General features: G+C 49.6%; 20 protein-coding genes. 11 read left to right on the top strand and 9 right to left on the bottom strand.

Features of this window, described 5'->3' with window-relative positions; all coding sequences use genetic code 11:
• Positions 1 to 2: 2 nt before the first annotated feature.
• Both O0S10_RS02750 and O0S10_RS02745 read right to left on the bottom strand, forming a co-directional pair.
• A complete protein-coding gene (locus tag O0S10_RS02750) occupies positions 3 to 878 on the bottom strand; it encodes a winged helix-turn-helix transcriptional regulator (RefSeq protein WP_268924372.1) in 876 nt (291 codons plus the stop codon).
• Positions 875 to 1,330, bottom strand: coding sequence for a hypothetical protein (locus O0S10_RS02745; RefSeq protein WP_268924371.1), 456 nt, complete (start codon positions 1,328 to 1,330; stop codon positions 875 to 877). The genes O0S10_RS02750 and O0S10_RS02745 overlap by 4 nt, the downstream gene beginning before the upstream one ends.
• Positions 1,331 to 1,550: 220 nt before the next feature.
• Between O0S10_RS02745 and O0S10_RS02740 the strand changes: the two genes are divergently transcribed.
• From O0S10_RS02740 to O0S10_RS02700, 9 genes are all read left to right on the top strand, one after another.
• Positions 1,551 to 2,882: a zinc metalloprotease gene (locus O0S10_RS02740; RefSeq protein WP_268924370.1), complete on the top strand. Its 1,332-nt coding sequence runs from the start codon at positions 1,551 to 1,553 to the stop codon at positions 2,880 to 2,882.
• A 72-nt stretch (positions 2,883 to 2,954) separates the two neighbouring features.
• Positions 2,955 to 3,308, top strand: a complete 354-nt coding sequence (locus tag O0S10_RS02735) for a hypothetical protein (RefSeq protein ID WP_268924369.1) — start codon at positions 2,955 to 2,957, stop codon at positions 3,306 to 3,308.
• 90 nt (positions 3,309 to 3,398) lie between these two features.
• On the top strand, positions 3,399 to 4,364 hold the full coding sequence (locus O0S10_RS02730) for a hypothetical protein (RefSeq protein ID WP_268924368.1): 966 nt from the start codon (positions 3,399 to 3,401) through the stop codon (positions 4,362 to 4,364).
• Between the two features lie 118 nt (positions 4,365 to 4,482).
• On the top strand, positions 4,483 to 5,133 hold the full coding sequence (locus tag O0S10_RS02725) for a hypothetical protein (RefSeq protein WP_268924367.1): 651 nt from the start codon (positions 4,483 to 4,485) through the stop codon (positions 5,131 to 5,133).
• Between the two features lie 96 nt (positions 5,134 to 5,229).
• Positions 5,230 to 5,850 (top strand): hypothetical protein, encoded by a 621-nt coding sequence (locus O0S10_RS02720; RefSeq protein ID WP_268924366.1) that lies wholly within the window; start codon positions 5,230 to 5,232, stop codon positions 5,848 to 5,850.
• Between the two features lie 100 nt (positions 5,851 to 5,950).
• On the top strand, positions 5,951 to 6,874 hold the full coding sequence (locus O0S10_RS02715) for a hypothetical protein (RefSeq protein ID WP_268924365.1): 924 nt from the start codon (positions 5,951 to 5,953) through the stop codon (positions 6,872 to 6,874).
• A 92-nt stretch (positions 6,875 to 6,966) separates the two neighbouring features.
• Entirely contained in the window at positions 6,967 to 7,602 is a 636-nt protein-coding gene (locus tag O0S10_RS02710; RefSeq protein ID WP_268924364.1) for a hypothetical protein, read from the top strand.
• 88 nt (positions 7,603 to 7,690) lie between these two features.
• Positions 7,691 to 8,143 carry a hypothetical protein gene (locus tag O0S10_RS02705; RefSeq protein ID WP_268924363.1) on the top strand — a complete coding sequence of 151 codons (453 nt, stop codon included), beginning with the start codon at positions 7,691 to 7,693 and terminating at the stop codon, positions 8,141 to 8,143.
• 113 nt (positions 8,144 to 8,256) lie between these two features.
• A complete protein-coding gene (locus tag O0S10_RS02700) occupies positions 8,257 to 8,658 on the top strand; it encodes a hypothetical protein (RefSeq protein WP_268924362.1) in 402 nt (133 codons plus the stop codon).
• 9 nt (positions 8,659 to 8,667) lie between these two features.
• Here O0S10_RS02700 and O0S10_RS02695 read toward each other — a convergent pair whose 3' ends face one another.
• The 3 genes from O0S10_RS02695 to O0S10_RS02685 form a co-directional block, all read right to left on the bottom strand.
• Positions 8,668 to 10,665 (bottom strand): thioredoxin domain-containing protein, encoded by a 1,998-nt coding sequence (locus O0S10_RS02695; protein ID WP_268924361.1) that lies wholly within the window; start codon positions 10,663 to 10,665, stop codon positions 8,668 to 8,670.
• 80 nt (positions 10,666 to 10,745) lie between these two features.
• Positions 10,746 to 10,979 (bottom strand): hypothetical protein, encoded by a 234-nt coding sequence (locus O0S10_RS02690; protein WP_268924360.1) that lies wholly within the window; start codon positions 10,977 to 10,979, stop codon positions 10,746 to 10,748.
• Between the two features lie 35 nt (positions 10,980 to 11,014).
• Positions 11,015 to 12,238, bottom strand: coding sequence for an MFS transporter (locus tag O0S10_RS02685; RefSeq protein ID WP_268924359.1), 1,224 nt, complete (start codon positions 12,236 to 12,238; stop codon positions 11,015 to 11,017).
• A 102-nt stretch (positions 12,239 to 12,340) separates the two neighbouring features.
• Between O0S10_RS02685 and O0S10_RS02680 the strand changes: the two genes are divergently transcribed.
• Positions 12,341 to 13,096, top strand: coding sequence for a TrmB family transcriptional regulator (locus tag O0S10_RS02680; protein WP_268924358.1), 756 nt, complete (start codon positions 12,341 to 12,343; stop codon positions 13,094 to 13,096).
• A 70-nt stretch (positions 13,097 to 13,166) separates the two neighbouring features.
• Here O0S10_RS02680 and O0S10_RS02675 read toward each other — a convergent pair whose 3' ends face one another.
• Both O0S10_RS02675 and O0S10_RS02670 read right to left on the bottom strand, forming a co-directional pair.
• On the bottom strand, positions 13,167 to 13,787 hold the full coding sequence (locus O0S10_RS02675; RefSeq protein WP_268924357.1) for a hypothetical protein: 621 nt from the start codon (positions 13,785 to 13,787) through the stop codon (positions 13,167 to 13,169).
• Positions 13,788 to 13,838: 51 nt separating this feature from the next.
• Complete coding sequence (locus tag O0S10_RS02670; protein WP_268924356.1) at positions 13,839 to 15,050, bottom strand: hypothetical protein; 1,212 nt, start codon at positions 15,048 to 15,050, stop codon at positions 13,839 to 13,841.
• 137 nt (positions 15,051 to 15,187) lie between these two features.
• Between O0S10_RS02670 and O0S10_RS02665 the strand changes: the two genes are divergently transcribed.
• Complete coding sequence (locus O0S10_RS02665; protein ID WP_268924355.1) at positions 15,188 to 15,352, top strand: hypothetical protein; 165 nt, start codon at positions 15,188 to 15,190, stop codon at positions 15,350 to 15,352.
• A gap of 25 nt (positions 15,353 to 15,377) precedes the next feature.
• Here the strand turns inward: O0S10_RS02665 and O0S10_RS02660 are convergent, their stop codons facing one another.
• The gene (locus O0S10_RS02660; RefSeq protein WP_268924354.1) at positions 15,378 to 16,103 is read right to left on the bottom strand and encodes a DUF116 domain-containing protein; all 726 of its coding nucleotides are present in this window, start codon (positions 16,101 to 16,103) and stop codon (positions 15,378 to 15,380) included.
• Positions 16,104 to 16,808 carry a DUF116 domain-containing protein gene (locus O0S10_RS02655; protein WP_268924353.1) on the bottom strand — a complete coding sequence of 235 codons (705 nt, stop codon included), beginning with the start codon at positions 16,806 to 16,808 and terminating at the stop codon, positions 16,104 to 16,106.

Genomic DNA, 16,808 nt, shown 5'->3' with positions numbered 1-16,808 from the left:
AGTCAGGTGGTAGGAACGTTTGGATCGTGTTCAGACCATGTGAGAATTTTCTGATAGTTTTCGATTGTTTCTGGTGTCAGTTCGTAGATCAGTTCTTTGCCGTGAGTATGGCTGATGATAAGGTTCTTTTTTGCAAACCGTTTCATTCTCCATGTGATGGTGGCAGGAGAGAGATGCAGGTCTGCGACAAGCTGGGTTCTGGAGAGCCCCGGGTGTTCAAAGAGATTCTGGATAATCTGGTGATCCTTGTCCCGGGCAACGAAGGTAAGCAGCATCCCCATTTCATCCGAGAACTTTTTGGAACTGGAGAAGTACTGCGGATAGGTTCCAGAGGTTATCTGATGAATTTCTTTTTGTTTCAGTAGTTTATTCAGATGATACTTAAGACTGCCGCGGGAGATTTTCATAGAGTCAGCGATCTGCTGCTGGGATTTTCCGGGATGAGTACATATCCAGCGATAAATCTGTTCACGGGTGGAGTCCGGGTCACGGTTTTTTTCGGAGATTTTTGCGTAGAGGATGAGGAAGGCAAGGCCGGATATGAGATAGAGGATGGAAATAATCTTGGAGACGGAAGGGGGAATGTACGTGAAAGGAGCGAGCCCGATAAAGAGGAGAGCATCCCGAAGTGACATCTGCCAGAGTTCGGTCTGAACAACCTCGGTGTCGTCGTAGAGGGGAGTTATAGTTTCTTCGACCGGTTCAAAGACATATCCGCCAATGTCGTGGTTTAAGGCATTTCCCGGATTGTGCGGATCTTCATTGATTCCTGTGATCTGCCCGTCGTCTGCAAAAAAGAGAAGGATACCAGGAGCAAAGACTATGAACAGCAAAAGGATGATGATGCCAAGGTCTTTGTATCGCTCCCGCTTTTTCATGCGTAACTGTTTATGATGAGGGTGTACTGCTGATTTCCGGTAACTGCTGCTCCTTCAACCCCAACTCTCCACCGGGTGTCAGCGCCCTGTTGTAATCCGGTTCTCACGGCGATTTTTCCATCAGTTCTTCCGTCATTCTGATCATGAATATAGGTTGCAGAACCATTCGGAGGTACAATTATCAGATCAAGGTCGTTTCCGGTTGAACGATCCCACGTTAATGAGAGTTCCAGTTTTGTATCAGTTGTGGAGACGTAATGTGTATAATAGTCTGTTTCTCCCTGCGCTACGGACCCTTCAACCGGCGGAGCTTTTGTAATGCCTGACATCTCGTCAGTTCCCGGAACTTCAAACACTATGTCGGTTCTCACGATTTCTCCGGCGGTAACCGGTACGATACATCCAACTGACAGAATCATCAGCAGAAGCAGGACTGCGATAAGAGACCTCATGAACAATATTATCTCCATCATGTTATAAGAAAAGATTGGCCAAGAATTCGTTTTGAAAATTTAGGGCGGGTTTTTCTTGCTACGATTATTCCTGATACTTCATAAAACGAATTCTTGGCCAATCTTTTCTTATACCGGCATCGTGCATATACTCGCTTGTAAATCCGGCGTACTCCTGAACAAGCAGGTGTGTGGTATGAAGGGTTTGCAGGAAACGTGAATGAAAATGAAATGGAAAATGATTATTTCTCCAAAAACGGCACTACTCGTGCTGCTGTTCGCAGCGATGGTGATGGTGGTTCCGGTAAGTGCAACGGACACTCTGTTGTTCAGTATCCCCGGAAAAACCACCGTGGTTTTTCCAAACGATGGTATCAGTACCATGAGTACTACGGACTATGGGCCACTGAACATTCCTCAAGGGCTACTGGCGTCTTCATCATCAGATAAGATGGTATCATTATCAGATGACGCAAGCGAACCACGCTATGCTCTCGTTACATTTAACGACCCGATCCCGATTCGATCCAATGTTGTGACACTACCGATTATATTATATGAAACAGCCTATAATGTCACATTGGAAAAAATGAATTTTGATGTGGTCGACGACGGAATTGACTCTTACAGAGGTACTATATCAGGCCTTGATGACTCTACAGTTATCGTTACGGTGGGGGATGGAAATTCCCTTCATGTATCTATCAAACTGCCGGATGAATCTATTAGTGTCTATCCGATACAGAATAGACAATACGCATCACAAACATCCAATCCTCTGCACATAGTTTACTCAAGTAACAACCTTATTTATCCCGATGGAAATGTAGTCGCACTCTGTGGAACTGAGTCGATTGACTCCGTATCCAACACTGTTGAATCTCTTATTTCTTCCAAAAGTATCGCTGAACGAGGAGAATATGATTGGGCATATGTAACTGTTCGTGTTGTTACCGACAGTCAATTTTATTCTGACAGTGGAAATTGGCAAAATGATGCAGCTCATTATTTTGCAAATGCAAATGAACAATTTCAAAGAGACGACATAAAGGTCATATTAATCCCAAAGTATGATCATTCCAGAATGTATGATTTGAACTCACACCCCTCACGTCCCGAACATCCATTGGAAGCATTAAAAGCATATTATTCATCAGAAGTGTTACATTCCTTAGGAGATGATTTCTGTGTATATCTTGGTGGATATGGGATAACCGGTTCCAATAGTAATTACATTGGAGTTGCTCAGGGTCGATATTGTTGGGTTCGTATGCCAGGAATACCATTGAATTTCTATGACGGGTCAGAATTTTCACGAAGTTATACTCTTATCCACGAGATAGGGCATATATTTGATGCAGTACATGAGAGAGCGTATGACTGGGAATATTTTCCATTTCTTTATAAATTTACAGTAATGAAAAGCTCTTATCAGGGCGAACCCTTAGGACAGTTACATGAATTTTCTTCTCCAGCATACCATGGAACGGTTTGGTACGATAATGCCAAGGTCATCAGAGCTGCAAAACACAAAGTCAGTGCATACACATGAGTGACACAATAGATTATTTGCATCTCGGTAGGTGATAACATCCACAAAAAATACCTCCTTGCAATCCCTATCGTGATACTCCTTATCATCGGAGGGATTTTCCTTGGCATTGTCCTAAATACTCACCTGTCCCAGCCGAACACCATCGGCTACATTGAGTTCATGCCGGACAACACCACATCCGCTGACGACCCGCGGGTAATCCATCTCACCGAGCAGGATTTTACGCAGCACCCTGCACTTGAGATGATGCTCAGCGGAGAAAACCCGGCCCTCGCCGCATGGTTCGTCAGAGATGGAAACAATCCCAACAATCCGCAGCCCTTCATCGTAGAACCGGACGGATCCCGCATATATTCTGCGTATTCCATGAGGTATGTCGAGTGGAACAGGACCGTTTACCGGCTCACCGGCTGGATAACCTGAACACCCACCACTTTTTTCAAAACGAGACTTTGTCCACACTCATTATATACTCCCCGCGACAAATGCTCAGCCATTCAGGAAATGACCAACATGAAACCCCTCATCCCGCTTCTCTTCCTCTTCCTCTCCGTTTTCTTCTGCGGAGTAGCAATAGCTGATGAGCTGATTTACATCGATGCTGTCGGTCCGCAGACGATCGGCGAACCCTTCACACTTACCGGCAGTGCCGACCTTCCCGCAGGAACAGTTCTGCATATTCATATTGTGCCGGTAGATGCCGTGGGCATTTCTATCTCATCCGGACCTTCCAAAGAAATGGTGTGGGGAGAAACCCTCATCGAAAAGGGAACCGGCGAGACAGGAGGTGTATGGAGGTATATCGTAAACACAAGTAACCTTCTTCCAACGGCCTATTTTGTCCGCGTGTACTCCGATGATGTGAAGTACCCGTACTCCGAACGGGCAACCGAATTTACTGCACGTCTACCGGGAGAAAACACCCTCATCCATCCGCCGGAATCAGGCGTCGTCTTCACGGGAGACACAACGATTGACACCATCCAGCCGGACAAAAAAACCGCCGAAGCATTCATGCAGTCCTCGGTCTATGACACAGTCATCGACTACCTCATGCAAACAGACACGCCTGAAAACCTTCCGGAAGAAACCCGTAACCTCACCCTGACGGACTTCCCCTATCACACCGCAGACGGTGAAATAATAATCCGCAACATCACCGTAGCTGAACTGCTTGAGAACATGAACACTACCTTTACCGGGCACGGTTGGGGTTCATCCTATCGGACCCACGACTACATTGAGATCTCCGTCGGTGACCCCGCATGGAAAACAGATCTGATAAACGCCTGGAACCTCATCCAGATCCTGGCACAGCAGAACGGATTTGACAAAACCATCCCTGTCCAGTTCGCCAACATCAAAATAATCAGCGGCGGAAATGAAACCATACCGAAACCAACCGCAACGCCCCTTCCGCTCGCAGGAGTTCTCGGCGGACTTGGCATAGCCGCAGCTCTGGCACACAGACGCAGATGATCCAAAAAAACCGTCATCTTTTTTTCAAAATCTGACCCTCCGGGAACTGACGAGAGTTTGTCCACATTTATTATATACTCCCCGAGACAAATGCTCAACCATTCAGGAGATACCCGCCATGAAACCCCTTATCCCGCTTCTCTTCCTCCTCGCGGTTCTCGCCCTCGCAACCGCAGGCTGCATCCAGCCGCCCGCTCCCCTCACTGAAAACGAAACCGGATTCAACATCTCCGCAGTAGAACGTGATCATGTTCGCGAAGCGGCGGCAGAGGCAGTTCACTTCCCGAAAAACATCACAGAACTTGATGACCTTGACCTGATGCTTCCGGAAAATCAGGCATATTATCAGTACATGAAGGAAACACCCAACGCTGACTACTATGGATTCCTGGTTACTTACTACCCGGACAGCTACAGGTATTATCAAAATCTCTCACTCAACATGAGCTACATTGAGTTTCTCGAACGTTGTCTGACAACCTATCCATACGACCTTAACCATGCAACAAGCTATGTTCCTCTGAAATTCCATGAAATATCCGGATCGGAAATTGATACATCTCTTCCGATAATCCATCTCACCAACGAAACAGTTAATTCGACACCGCTCCTCAGATTCTACTTCATCGACACAAACCACGCCGGACTGAAAGTCCTTCCTGAGGAGGAATGGCAGCTTGTTCCGTACAAAGATGCACAAGATACCATCCGTAAAGCGTACCTCGAATGGAACAATACCTACTACTGGATGAACCGGGCAATTGCCTAACAAATTTTCCGTATCACCTTTTTTTCAAAACGAGAGTTTGGCCATACTCAATATATACTCCCTGCGACAAATGCTCAACCAATTAGGACGCATACCATGAAATCCCTGTTGCCTCTCATTCTTCTCCTCGCGGTTCTCGCCCTCGCAACCGCAGGCTGCATCCAGCCGCCTGCTCCCCTCACTGAAAACGAAACCGGATTCAACATCTCCGCAGTCGAACGCGACCCCGTACGGGAAGCCGGGGCATTTACAGCAGAGTTCCCGCCGGATGCTGATGAACTTCGGAAGACCCTTCCCCCGTTTCCCCAGTATTATGCCTTCATGAACAACTCGGAAAACAAAACGTACTTCGACTATCTTGTTTATACTCATCCGGCAGCCTATGCACAGTATCGCAATTTTTCTCTCAACATGAGCTTCATTGCATTTCTGGAACGCTATGATACCGGCTACCCGTACACCCTCAACCATGATCAAACGTATGTCCCCTACCGGCTTGGACTGGTCTATAACGAGTACCGCGACCACAACAACACCGTCATTACTCTGACCGAAGAGGGGATCCGTGAAAACCCCATTCTCTCTTCCTACTTCATTGAAGCACCCGGATATCCAATCAAAGTTCTCCGCGAAGAAGAGTGTATGCTTGATCCCTTCCGTTACGCCTACCTCGAATGGAACGGAACACTCTATACACAGATCCGATCTATCGCATAGACGTTCGGGACAACATCCTCTTTTTTCCTGACGAGAGTTTGTCCACACTTCTTATATACTCACCGCAACAAAACAACCTCCTGATCAAAGGAGAAAAACAATGCAGAAAAAATGGATCATTCTCTCAATCCTTCTGGTTCTCCTCGCCGTACTGCTTGCCCCGCTCATCTTCACCCTGTATGTCAACATAAGTGATGCAAGCATATACTACGACGTCTCCATAACCGGCCTTGAGAACCGCACGGTCAGTGAACCGGTAACAATTCTTGTACCGCTGCCCCTCATCCGTGACACGTCCGCACTTCCCGAAGAAAAACTTCCGGCAACGACGAACGGATGGAATCTCTCATTCGTGGAAACCGAACACGGGCAGATGCTTTCTCTCACCTCCACGGAACCCGTACTCCGCAACCCTGACCTGTCCATCTGGCAGCACTTTCCCTCCGCATTTGATGTACAGGTAACAAACGCGGCACAGCTGCACTTCTCCACGGAAAACAGATCAACGCGGACTGCATTGATCCACTTCCCCGGCCTGACGACTCAGGAACAGGAACAGATTGTCATTGATGTCTCGTTTCAGACATCATCCAAATACGAAGATTTGCTGATGCAGCCAAACAACATGCGGGGAATCTATAGCCTGTCTGCGATCGCCGTGATCCCGGCTGATACAGAATCAGGATGGATCGCACTACCCATCGAGGAGCGCCCGAGAAATGCAAGTTACCTCTGGTTCACTCCGGACACCACCATCCCAGCTGACGACCCGCAGGTGATCCATCTCAACGAAGAGGATTTTGCACAGCATCCCGCACTTGAGATATTATTCGGCGGAAAAGATCCATCCCTCGCCGCATGGATTGTCAGAGATGTAAACGACCCCGACAATCCGCAGCCCTTCATCTCAGAGACGGAAGCATATCAGCTGCGTTTCGCATACCCCGCGGGGTTCGCATACCCCGCGGTGGGGTATATCGAATGGAACGGAACCGTGTACCGGTTCACTGACTGGATAGCCTGAAAACAAATCTCCTTTTTTTCCTGACGAGCCTTTGTCCACATTTATTATATAGTCCCCGCGACAAATGCTCAGCCATTCTGGACATGACCAACATGAAACCCCTTATCCCGCTTCTCTTCCTCCTCGCAGTCCTCGTCCTCGCAACCGCAGGCTGCATCCAGCCGCCCGCTCCCCTCACCGAAAACGAAACCGGATTCAACATCTCCGCAGTCGAACGCGATCCCGTACGGGAAGCCGGGGCACAGGCAGCTCATTTCACCGAAATAGAAATTCTGGAAAAGATGCAGGATCGCGAATACCTCGAATACAAAACGTTCATGAACCAAACAGACAACGCCACCTACTTTGACTATCTCGTCTCTGCCTACCCCTACGGATACAGCAAATACCGCAACCTCACCCTCAACATGAGCTTCATTGAATTTCTGGAACGGTATGACATTGCCGGATACCGGTATTCATTAAACCACGATTACCAGTACATCTCCTTCGGTCTCTATCCGGTATCTGATCCTGACCCGAATCTGCCCGTAATCAACATTACCCGCGAAGATGCGGAAAAATCCACCGTTCTTCGGGCATACCTCCTCGACACCCCCGGCTATGACGTCAAAGTTCTCCCGTCCGAAGAGTGGCAGCTTGACCCGTACTGGTATGCCGGAAACTCCCGCAAAGCCTATGTCTCCTGGAACGAAACATTGTATCATCTTGACAGATCAGTAATCTGATCGGAATTTATTTTTCCTGACGAGACTTTGTCCACATTTATTATATAGTCCCCGCGACAAATGCTCAATCATTCAGGACACATCCATAATGAAACCCCTTATCCCGCTTCTCTTCCTCCTTGCGGTTCTCGCCCTCGCAACCGCAGGCTGCATCCAGCCGCAGATACCAGACCCGCATCCAACCCCCCTACCTACCGCCCCGCAGCCGTCAGAAGATACCACATTCCGCATTCGCGACACACACCAGTACCTTTCTTACTGGAATGAAAAAATGGGCTGGAATCTCACAAATGAAACACTCGCCGAACACACCGCAGCTCTCAACAGGTATCTCGAAACCACGTGGACAAAAGAATCAGGAGACTACTATCGTGTGCAAAACAACAGTGACTTCCTCCATGCCGTAAAAAATATCATCGACCTCACCGAGGATCAGTTTGATGCATTTGTCAGAATGGATGCCGAGCAGACAAGAGTTGATCGGCTGAATTATCACAGCCATACTTCCCGGCTCTACGACACCCCCGCAAACCAAATCTGAAAACCGTACTTGCAGGATCGCCATCACGGCTGATACAGAATCAGGCTGGATCACAATCCCCCTCAACAGACAGCCCCCCTACTCGTACTGAAAAAAAATCCGGAAACACATCCATGAATCCCGCACACCGCAGAAAATATATCACGGCAGTCGCCGTACTCGGCCTGATCTGCATCGCAGTGGCCGGTTGTCTCTATCTGTTCGCCTCGCCGGACGGATGGCTCACTCTTCAGCCTTCCCACTATACCAGTACCTCGCCTCCCCCGGAGGACGCCGTACTTCTCATCCCGACAGAACAGGACTACCAGCAGTATCCGCATCTGAAAGCACTGCTCCAGCATCCCGGCGCAAGCTTCCCCATCTCCGACAACCCGTTCGTCCGCATGAAACAGGGAGCCTCTGTTGTGAGCGGACAGGAAGCAGGAGAACTTCTGGGAAAATACGGACTGGGAAGAGGGAACGGCTACATTCTCGCAGATGACCGGTATTATAATACTGCATTGATCGTCACCTGAACCACTCCCTCACCACTTCCGCATCAGCTCCGCAAGCTCCGCCACACTCCCGACCGGTTCCGCACACCTCCCGTCCCGGCAGAAATACAACACCGAACCCGTATCAGGAACCGGATACGCCGCAGTAAACGGAGCCGCACGCGAAAGCTCCGCAGCTGTTTTCGGACTCTTCACCACCGCAGCCGCATGTGACCGCTCCAGCAGATCCAAAAACTCCGGCGGCACCACATCCTCCGCCGAACAGCACACCACCTCCCCCGTCGGATACAGCATCTCCGCCATTGCCAGAAGACCAAGACTATAACCCGCAGGATACGTCCCCGCATTTCCCGCAACAAACGCAAGCTGCTCCTCCGCCTGCCGCATCCGCTCCGGCTCCGCCGTCAGCCGTGCGAGCCGCACCAGAACCTGCGCCGCCATCGAATTCCCGGACGGCATCGCCCCGTCATACACCTCCTTCGGCCTCCCGATCAACCGCTCCGCATCAGACGCATACAGGAAAAAACCTCCGCGAACCTCATCATAGAACAAATCCCGCATCAGATCCGCCATCCGGCATGCCTCCGCCAGACAGGACGGATCAAAATCCGCCGCATACAACTCAAGAAGTGCCCAGGAATAAAATGCATAATCCGCAAGCTGACCCATACCCTTCGCCTCCCCGTCCCGGAACCGCACCAGCAGCCTCCCCCGATCATCCGTCAGATGCTCCGCAACAAACCTCCGGCACCCCTGTGCAGCCGCCAGATACCGCTCATCACCCAGAACCCGGAACGCCTTCGCACACGCCGCAAGCATCAGCGCATTCCACGCAGTCAGCATCTTATCGTCCGTCAACAGCTCCGCCCGGGCCTTCCGGTACGCATACATCCGCTCACACAACCCCGCAATCCGGGGATCCGGTGAAGCAAAATCCGTCTGCTGCAAAAGATTCGGCACACTCATCCCAGAAATCCCGAACCAGTCGCAGAACACCGCCCCGTCCTCCTCCCCCAGCACATTCAGAACCTCCGCACGGGAAAAAACATAAAACCTCCCCTCAACCCCCTCGCTGTCCGCATCCTGTCCTGCATAAAAACCTCCCGACCCATCATGCAGCTCCCGCAAAACATACGAAAGCGTCCGCTCCGCAACCGTCCGGAAATACACATTTCCCGTAACCGAAAACGCCTCCAGATACGCAAAAGACAACAGCGCATTATCATACAGCATCTTCTCAAAATGCGGAACCAGCCAGACCGCATCCGTCGAATACCGCGAAAACCCCCCGCCCAACTGATCAAAAATACCGCCGCGTGCCATTTGTACAAGCGTCGTCTCCGCCATCTTCCGTGCAAACGCATCCCGTTCCAGCTCAGAATATCGCAGCAGAAACAACAGATTATGCGGCATCGGAAACTTCGGCGCAGGCGAAAACCCCCCGTTGCCCGGATCAAAACCCTGCCGGAACAACTGCACCGCCGACCGGAGAAGACCCTTCTCCGGTCTGGTGGACAACCGCGACCGATCCTGCGCAGAAAACGCCGCAACCTCCTCCGCAGCCGCCAGCAGCTCATCCCGCCGTTCTTTCCAGAGATCCCCGACACCGGTCAGCAGATCCACAAGACCCGGCTTCCCGAACTTCGGCACCTTCGGCAGATACGTTCCCGCATAAAACGGCTTCTGATCCGCAGTCATCAGAATCGTCAGCGGCCAGCCGCCCGACCCGGTCATCGCCTGACAGACCTGCATGTACACCGCATCAATATCAGGCCGCTCCTCCCGATCCACCTTCACCGAAACATACCGCTCATTCAGCAGAACAGCAACCTCATCATCCGAAAACGACTCCCGCTCCATCACATGACACCAGTGGCAGGTTGAGTAGCCGATGCTCAGAAAGATCGGCTTATCCTCCGCCCGGGCCTTCGCAAACGCCTCCTCGCCCCACGGATACCAGTCAACAGGATTCTGTGCATGCTGCAGAAGATACAACGACTTCTCGTGGATCAGATGATTCGCCGACATTCGTACGACAATATGTACCGCACTGCCTAATCAATATAGAGATACCGGAAAAAGATCCGACAAAAAAGAAAAAAAATGTATCAGCATCTGCCGTGATGCCGGTAATGGGACTCCGCATACCGCGGCTGGTTCCATCCGCAGTCTCCCGGACACTGCCCTGCATCATAGTAGGGACAGGACAGATACGCATGGTAATGCGGCGCAACGCTCGGCTGCGGAACATCCGCAGGAGCCGCGACCGCACATCCGGCCGTTACCGCAAGACATACCGCGGCCACGATCAAAACGACCGCCGCAAATTTTGTCAGCTGCATAGCAGATCTATTGTTCCTGAACAAATATCAAAGTATCAGACTGTCCCGGCCTTCATCCGTTTTGATCGTTTGGACAACATTGCCGCAGTCCAGTACACCACACCAACCAGAATACCCACGACACCGATCGTCAGGAACAGACCCTGATAGCTGCCGGTCATCGCAAGAAGCTCTGCGCCCACAAACGAGGAAGCAAACACACCGAAGTACACCGCAACCGTCTGCCCGCCCATAATACGACCCAGATACTTTTGCGGTGTAATTGCCGACAGCCACATTGAACCGGTCGGCGTCCCCAGACCCAGACCAAAACCCACCAGTGCCGCACCAAAAGCAATTACCGGTACATTGATCGCCGTCCCCACAATAAAGAGACCCGCACCCTCCAGGAAAAACATCAGCGAAAACATCTGAATCGGCGTAAACCAACGGGCAAACCGCCAGAACGAATAACTCGATACCGCACTGAACAGACCCGCCATTCCGAGAATCAGACCGCAGATAGTCGTCGAAACATCCGCCGTCTGTGTCAGGAGATATGCAATCTTCGACGAGATCAGATACATCATAATCAAAGACACAAACAAAGTCACGTACACCAGAAGAACCGGTTTGGTATCCAGCTTCTTTATCCGGGAACTCGGCATCTCCAGACCATCGCTGAACTCCTCCGTCTCCTCAACCCGTTTTGGTTCCTTCACATAGATGAGGACCAGCGGAATCACCAGAACGCCGAACAGATAGATCAGAAACGGCTCACGCCACGAGATCTCTGCCAGAATACCGCAGCCGGTCTGGAGTACCAGGCCGCCGATCCCCATCGCTGCCGAAAGATATCCCATATACCGGGCACGGGTCGGGCCGTCATAGTACTCAGTCAGAAGCGTTGTCACCGTTGGCAGGAGACCCGCAAGACCCACACCAAGCCACAACCGCCAGAAGATAATCGATGTCACGGAGTCAAGGAAAAATCCTGAAGACCCCGCAAGACCAAACAGCGCAAGACTTATGATCAGCACGCGTTTTCTGCCGTACCGATCCGAGATAGCGCCGATAAGAAATCCCGACAATGCTGTTGCAAGCGGCGGCAGAGTGATTATCAGTGAAATCAGCGTCTCCGACGCATCAGGAAACGCCTCACTGATTAAGGGGAGTGCCGGAGCCACTGCTGCCGTACCGAGCAGTGCCGGCATTGCCGCAAGCAGCAGAACGATCATCGTTCTCTTTCCCGCAACAAATGGTTTATCGGAACCAGACATGTGGTATCAGATTCACGTTGAAATCATATGAATATGGTGTCCCTGAACAGAGTTGCAAAGACAAAAAACTGTGTATAGGACGGACAACAAATACTGGAATGCATGACGGAAAAGCTCAGCGATCAGCTGGTCAAGTTCGGCTTCACCCAGTACGAAGCCCGGGTATATGTGAACCTCATCGCCATTCGGGTCGGCAGTGCCCGTGACATTCAGGAGCTGACCGGAATCCCCCGGGGCCGCGTCTATGATGTGCTGGAAGGTCTGGTACAGAAAGGCTACGCCGGCGTTACCAAAGGAACACCGACCCTCTACTCCGCAACCGACGTACAGGAAACCTTCGACCGGCTGAAAAGAGACTACGCCCGGATGTGTGACCGCCTCGCCGCCGATCTCATCAAGATCGAACAGAAAGTCACCGCAAAAACCTTCACCTCCCAGTCATATGAGCTGCACACCGAATGGGCACTGGAAAACCAGATTCAATCCATCTTCCGCCGCTGTCGTACCGAAATGGTGGTGGTGTGTACAAATCCCGAAACCACAAAAAAATACGAATCAGACTTCAAAAAACTGGCCAGGCGGGTACAACTCTACATAGTTGTTGACGATCCCGCACGGTTTTCGGATTTCCCGCTGAAGCTCTATACCGGCGATCAGGATATCGGCGCCATATTTCTCGGAACAAAAGCCCCGGACGGTGTAACCGAACGCGTCCCGGATCTGATGATCTTCTCCGACGAAAAAGAAACACTCTCGGTCGTTCGATCCGGAGATGCCATTGGCGGCATCATGGTCACGAACGGAATTTTTGGAAAATACTTTCAGCGAAGCATTCTCCGGCACCTGAATACTCTGTGATCGAAATCGGGAATTGGGTTTCGATCACACAACCAACTACTCAACTCGCCACCTAGACCTTATATCCCCCTCACACAACATAAACTCGCTCACCGGCATCAATTTCCGGAATATGGGGATCAGCACTCGTCAATATCTGGCACCATCTCCCAAGCCCCATACCCTGCGTTGTTTCAAGCCAAATGCAGGACATATTCCTGTCATTCCTTGTTACATCTTTCTCCATGGAAAGGTGCAGTGAGGTGAGCAAGGTCCTGCCTGCCGGTATGGTTACAGAGGTATTTTCCAGAACAATTGTTACCCCCTCCGGCAGATCTGTTTCGGGAGATACGGAGATGGTAAGATCATTTTCCTGCGGTGCTACAACTTTGAGGGAAATACTGCCGGTAGTACCAGGTTTCAGGATAAACACAGGTACACGGTTTTCCGTGGAATTTCGTTTTTCTGCCATTACAAATCCGGTGGAATTCTCCAGATCAAACTGCCATTCCAACATATATGCCATACGTTGCGCATCAGCTATTTCATTGGAATGCCGATACACCCCTTTGTCAAAGAAACCAACCGTCCAATAGTGTTCTTCGCTTTGAGTCGCGGTAACATTCCCGTGTGGACCAGCCATCTGAATACATCCTGATGAGAAAACAACAAGAACACATATCAGTACGGGAAAAATAATATGAGATTTCATACGTATCACCCTATGTTTTTGTATGTAGTGAGATATCATCCTGATATCATCTTAGGAAACAGTAGTTCCACTTGCATGAAGTGAACTGAGCTTATTATCAGATGTCCAAGACGGATTGACGGATACATAAATATCCCGCGTATCCTCACTTGTTTTGTGGAACATTGTTGTCTGTGGTGCATACCAGTTATTATCTCTCGTACGAGTCCAATCCTCGACAATAGTGTTTGCTACGTATAAGGTTGGGTATAATGATGCCATGTAATATTCAGATGATAACTGAATATAGTCAATCCGACTACTTCGAGTGGGATCTGCATAATTTCCATTGTACCACGTTCCAGTTATCGGATCCTTTAAGTGTACATAATAACCAGTATTTTCAATATAGCAGTAATACTCCATATAAGGGACATTACCATTTGTCACACTGACAAGTAATCTCCCGCTATCCTGATTATCTATAGCAATCACAAAATACTCTTGAATATTATTCAATTCCGCATTATTTAAACCGCAAATAAACTCAATGCAATCATAATTTTCGAGATATATCTCATTTTCATGATAAATGGTATATCCTTCATTGCCGCTATTAGAATAGGTAAATTTACCAAGTGTTCCCGTCATTCCAGTGAGTTGATATTGCGTCTTATATGTATCATATAGGGATCTTTCTTGGTAAAGTGTAGTACTGCTTCTGGTTTGAAGATCAGACGATAACTTACTAGCTGCGGCTTGTAGATCCATATTCGAAACATATTCGATCTTTGATACAGATAGCGCATTCTCCAGAGAACTAAATTCCATATATAATGAGTTCTTTGCTGAAATAATTGCAGTATTATTTTTAACAGAATAGTCTAGAAGGGCCATAGGTGCCCATAGGATCACAATGCCAGTTTCTTGAGCAACATTTGCATTACGAATAAGTTGAGAGGGGATAGATACTTCACTACTGCTTGGTACATTTAGTATAGTTATTATATCTTGTGGTACAACCACTGTTGTTGTTCCATTAGATGTTGATTTTACAGCAACAAATTCAGTCTGCGGAATGATAACACCTACATACTGAATATACTCTATATCCTTACGAGAATCATCAATACTAAGATTAAGTTCCGATAATGGGGGGGCACTCCAATACTGATTATTTGAATCCCCAAGGGAGAACTCGGCACTAACTGGCATGATAAATATCAATATAATTAATACTGCCAATACAATTTGAGAAATAGATCTTTTCTTACTAACTATCATAAGACAACTCCTGCAAACCCATACGACATGTTTCTCATTGTTGACGATGGATTTACAATTGATCTTCTTAGTATGAGATGGTATAAATCTATTGGTCAAAGAATAGTATTATCACAGATATCTACAAAAATCACTTGGTGTACATTGACAATGCTATTGCTGATACTCTCCAAACTCCAAGAGATTCACTCAATGATGCGACCATCCTCATCCTCCTGTCGCCTGCGCGTCACCACGGTGAACTGCGGATTTCTCTCTATCACGTCACAGGAATTTTCATGAAAAATATCTCCGCAGAATGATCGTAATACCGCAAAACCGCAGTCTTTACTCCTTTCTCTCCTCTTCCCGCCGGACGATCGGCTCCGCAAGCCCGATCGATGCAACCTCCAGCAGCTCATCCCAGTCCATCGTCGTCTCCACGCAGCCGTCCGTCTTCGTCACCACCCCAAGCGTAATCATATGGATACGTTTCCCCAGTTCCAGCCCCTCCTTCACCTCAACAATACAGCCCACCCCGATCATCGCCTGCGGCCGGTACTTCTTCACCATCCGCTTCACAAACGTGGAACCAGGAATCAGAAACGTCAGATATCCTGCATCTTCCAATGGAGGAATCACCGAACCGAGACCGCACCTGCCGCAGGAGATGCATTTCAGACCATCGGGCGTCAGGCGTGCCGGACACTTCGCCGACCGCAGACAATGCGGGAAAAAGACAGCCCTGCTCTCCACCGGCACTGCTGCAAACATCGTCGTGTTCATATCATTGTCAATCCGGATCAAAAACTCCATCAGCTGCCCGCTGTCCACCCCGAGAACCTGACACCCGGTTGCAACCGCCCCTTCCGTAAACGCAAGCACCGGCCGGAGCAGCATCGGGAAGTAGAGATGCTTGCGTTTGATCGAAAGTACAATCAGCACAACCATCACCAGCACGAACACAACCCAGACAAGAATCAGAATCAAAAGAATCTGTCCGATCAGAAGCGCCAGATTATCCCAGAACGGACTACCGAACAGTGTCACCTCAAACGGAAGCGTAACCGGCATCTATGCATCCTCCCCAATCTTTTTCTCAAGACCAATTGACGCAACCGCAAACAGATCCTCCCAGGCAATAGTTGTCTCCACACACCCGTCCGACTTCATCACAACCCCCATCGCCGTCATATCGATCTTTCGTGCAAGCTCCTGAAACTGTTTGATCTCCATCAGACACCCGACGCCTATCATAGCTCGGGGATGAAACCGCTTCAGCAGCCGTTTGATGTAGGTTGACCCCGGAATAATAAACACCAGATACCCGGCATCCATCAGGGCATTTGTTGCCATCCCCAGACCGCACTTCCCGCAATCAAGACACTTGATGCCAAGCGGCGTCAGATGTGCCGGACACTTCGCCGACCGCAGACAGTGCGGCAGAAAAACCGCACGTTCCCCGACAGGGACTGCCGCAAACGCATCCCGGTTCACATCGTTTTCCAGCCGGATCAGAACCGTGATGATCTCCGTGTCATCAATGCCGAACATCCGGCAGCCGGTCCGCACCGCACCCTTCAGCAGAAGATACGCAGGACGCAGAAGCCAGGGGCAGTACAGATGCTTCTTCCTGACCGACAGCACAAACAGTGCAACGGTGATCACCAGAAGAATCAGCCAGACAAAAAATACCAGCAGTGCCAGATGGCCGAGCATCAGCGCAATCGAATCCCAGAACGGACTGTTGAAGAGGGATACAGGCAGTGTTACCGACAT

The sequence above is a fragment of the Methanocorpusculum petauri genome, assembly GCF_026891975.1.
Lineage (GTDB): Archaea > Halobacteriota > Methanomicrobia > Methanomicrobiales > Methanocorpusculaceae > Methanocorpusculum > Methanocorpusculum petauri.
The sequence above is the reverse complement of the archived record's forward strand: the minus strand, read 5'-3'. Positions and strand labels throughout refer to the sequence as shown.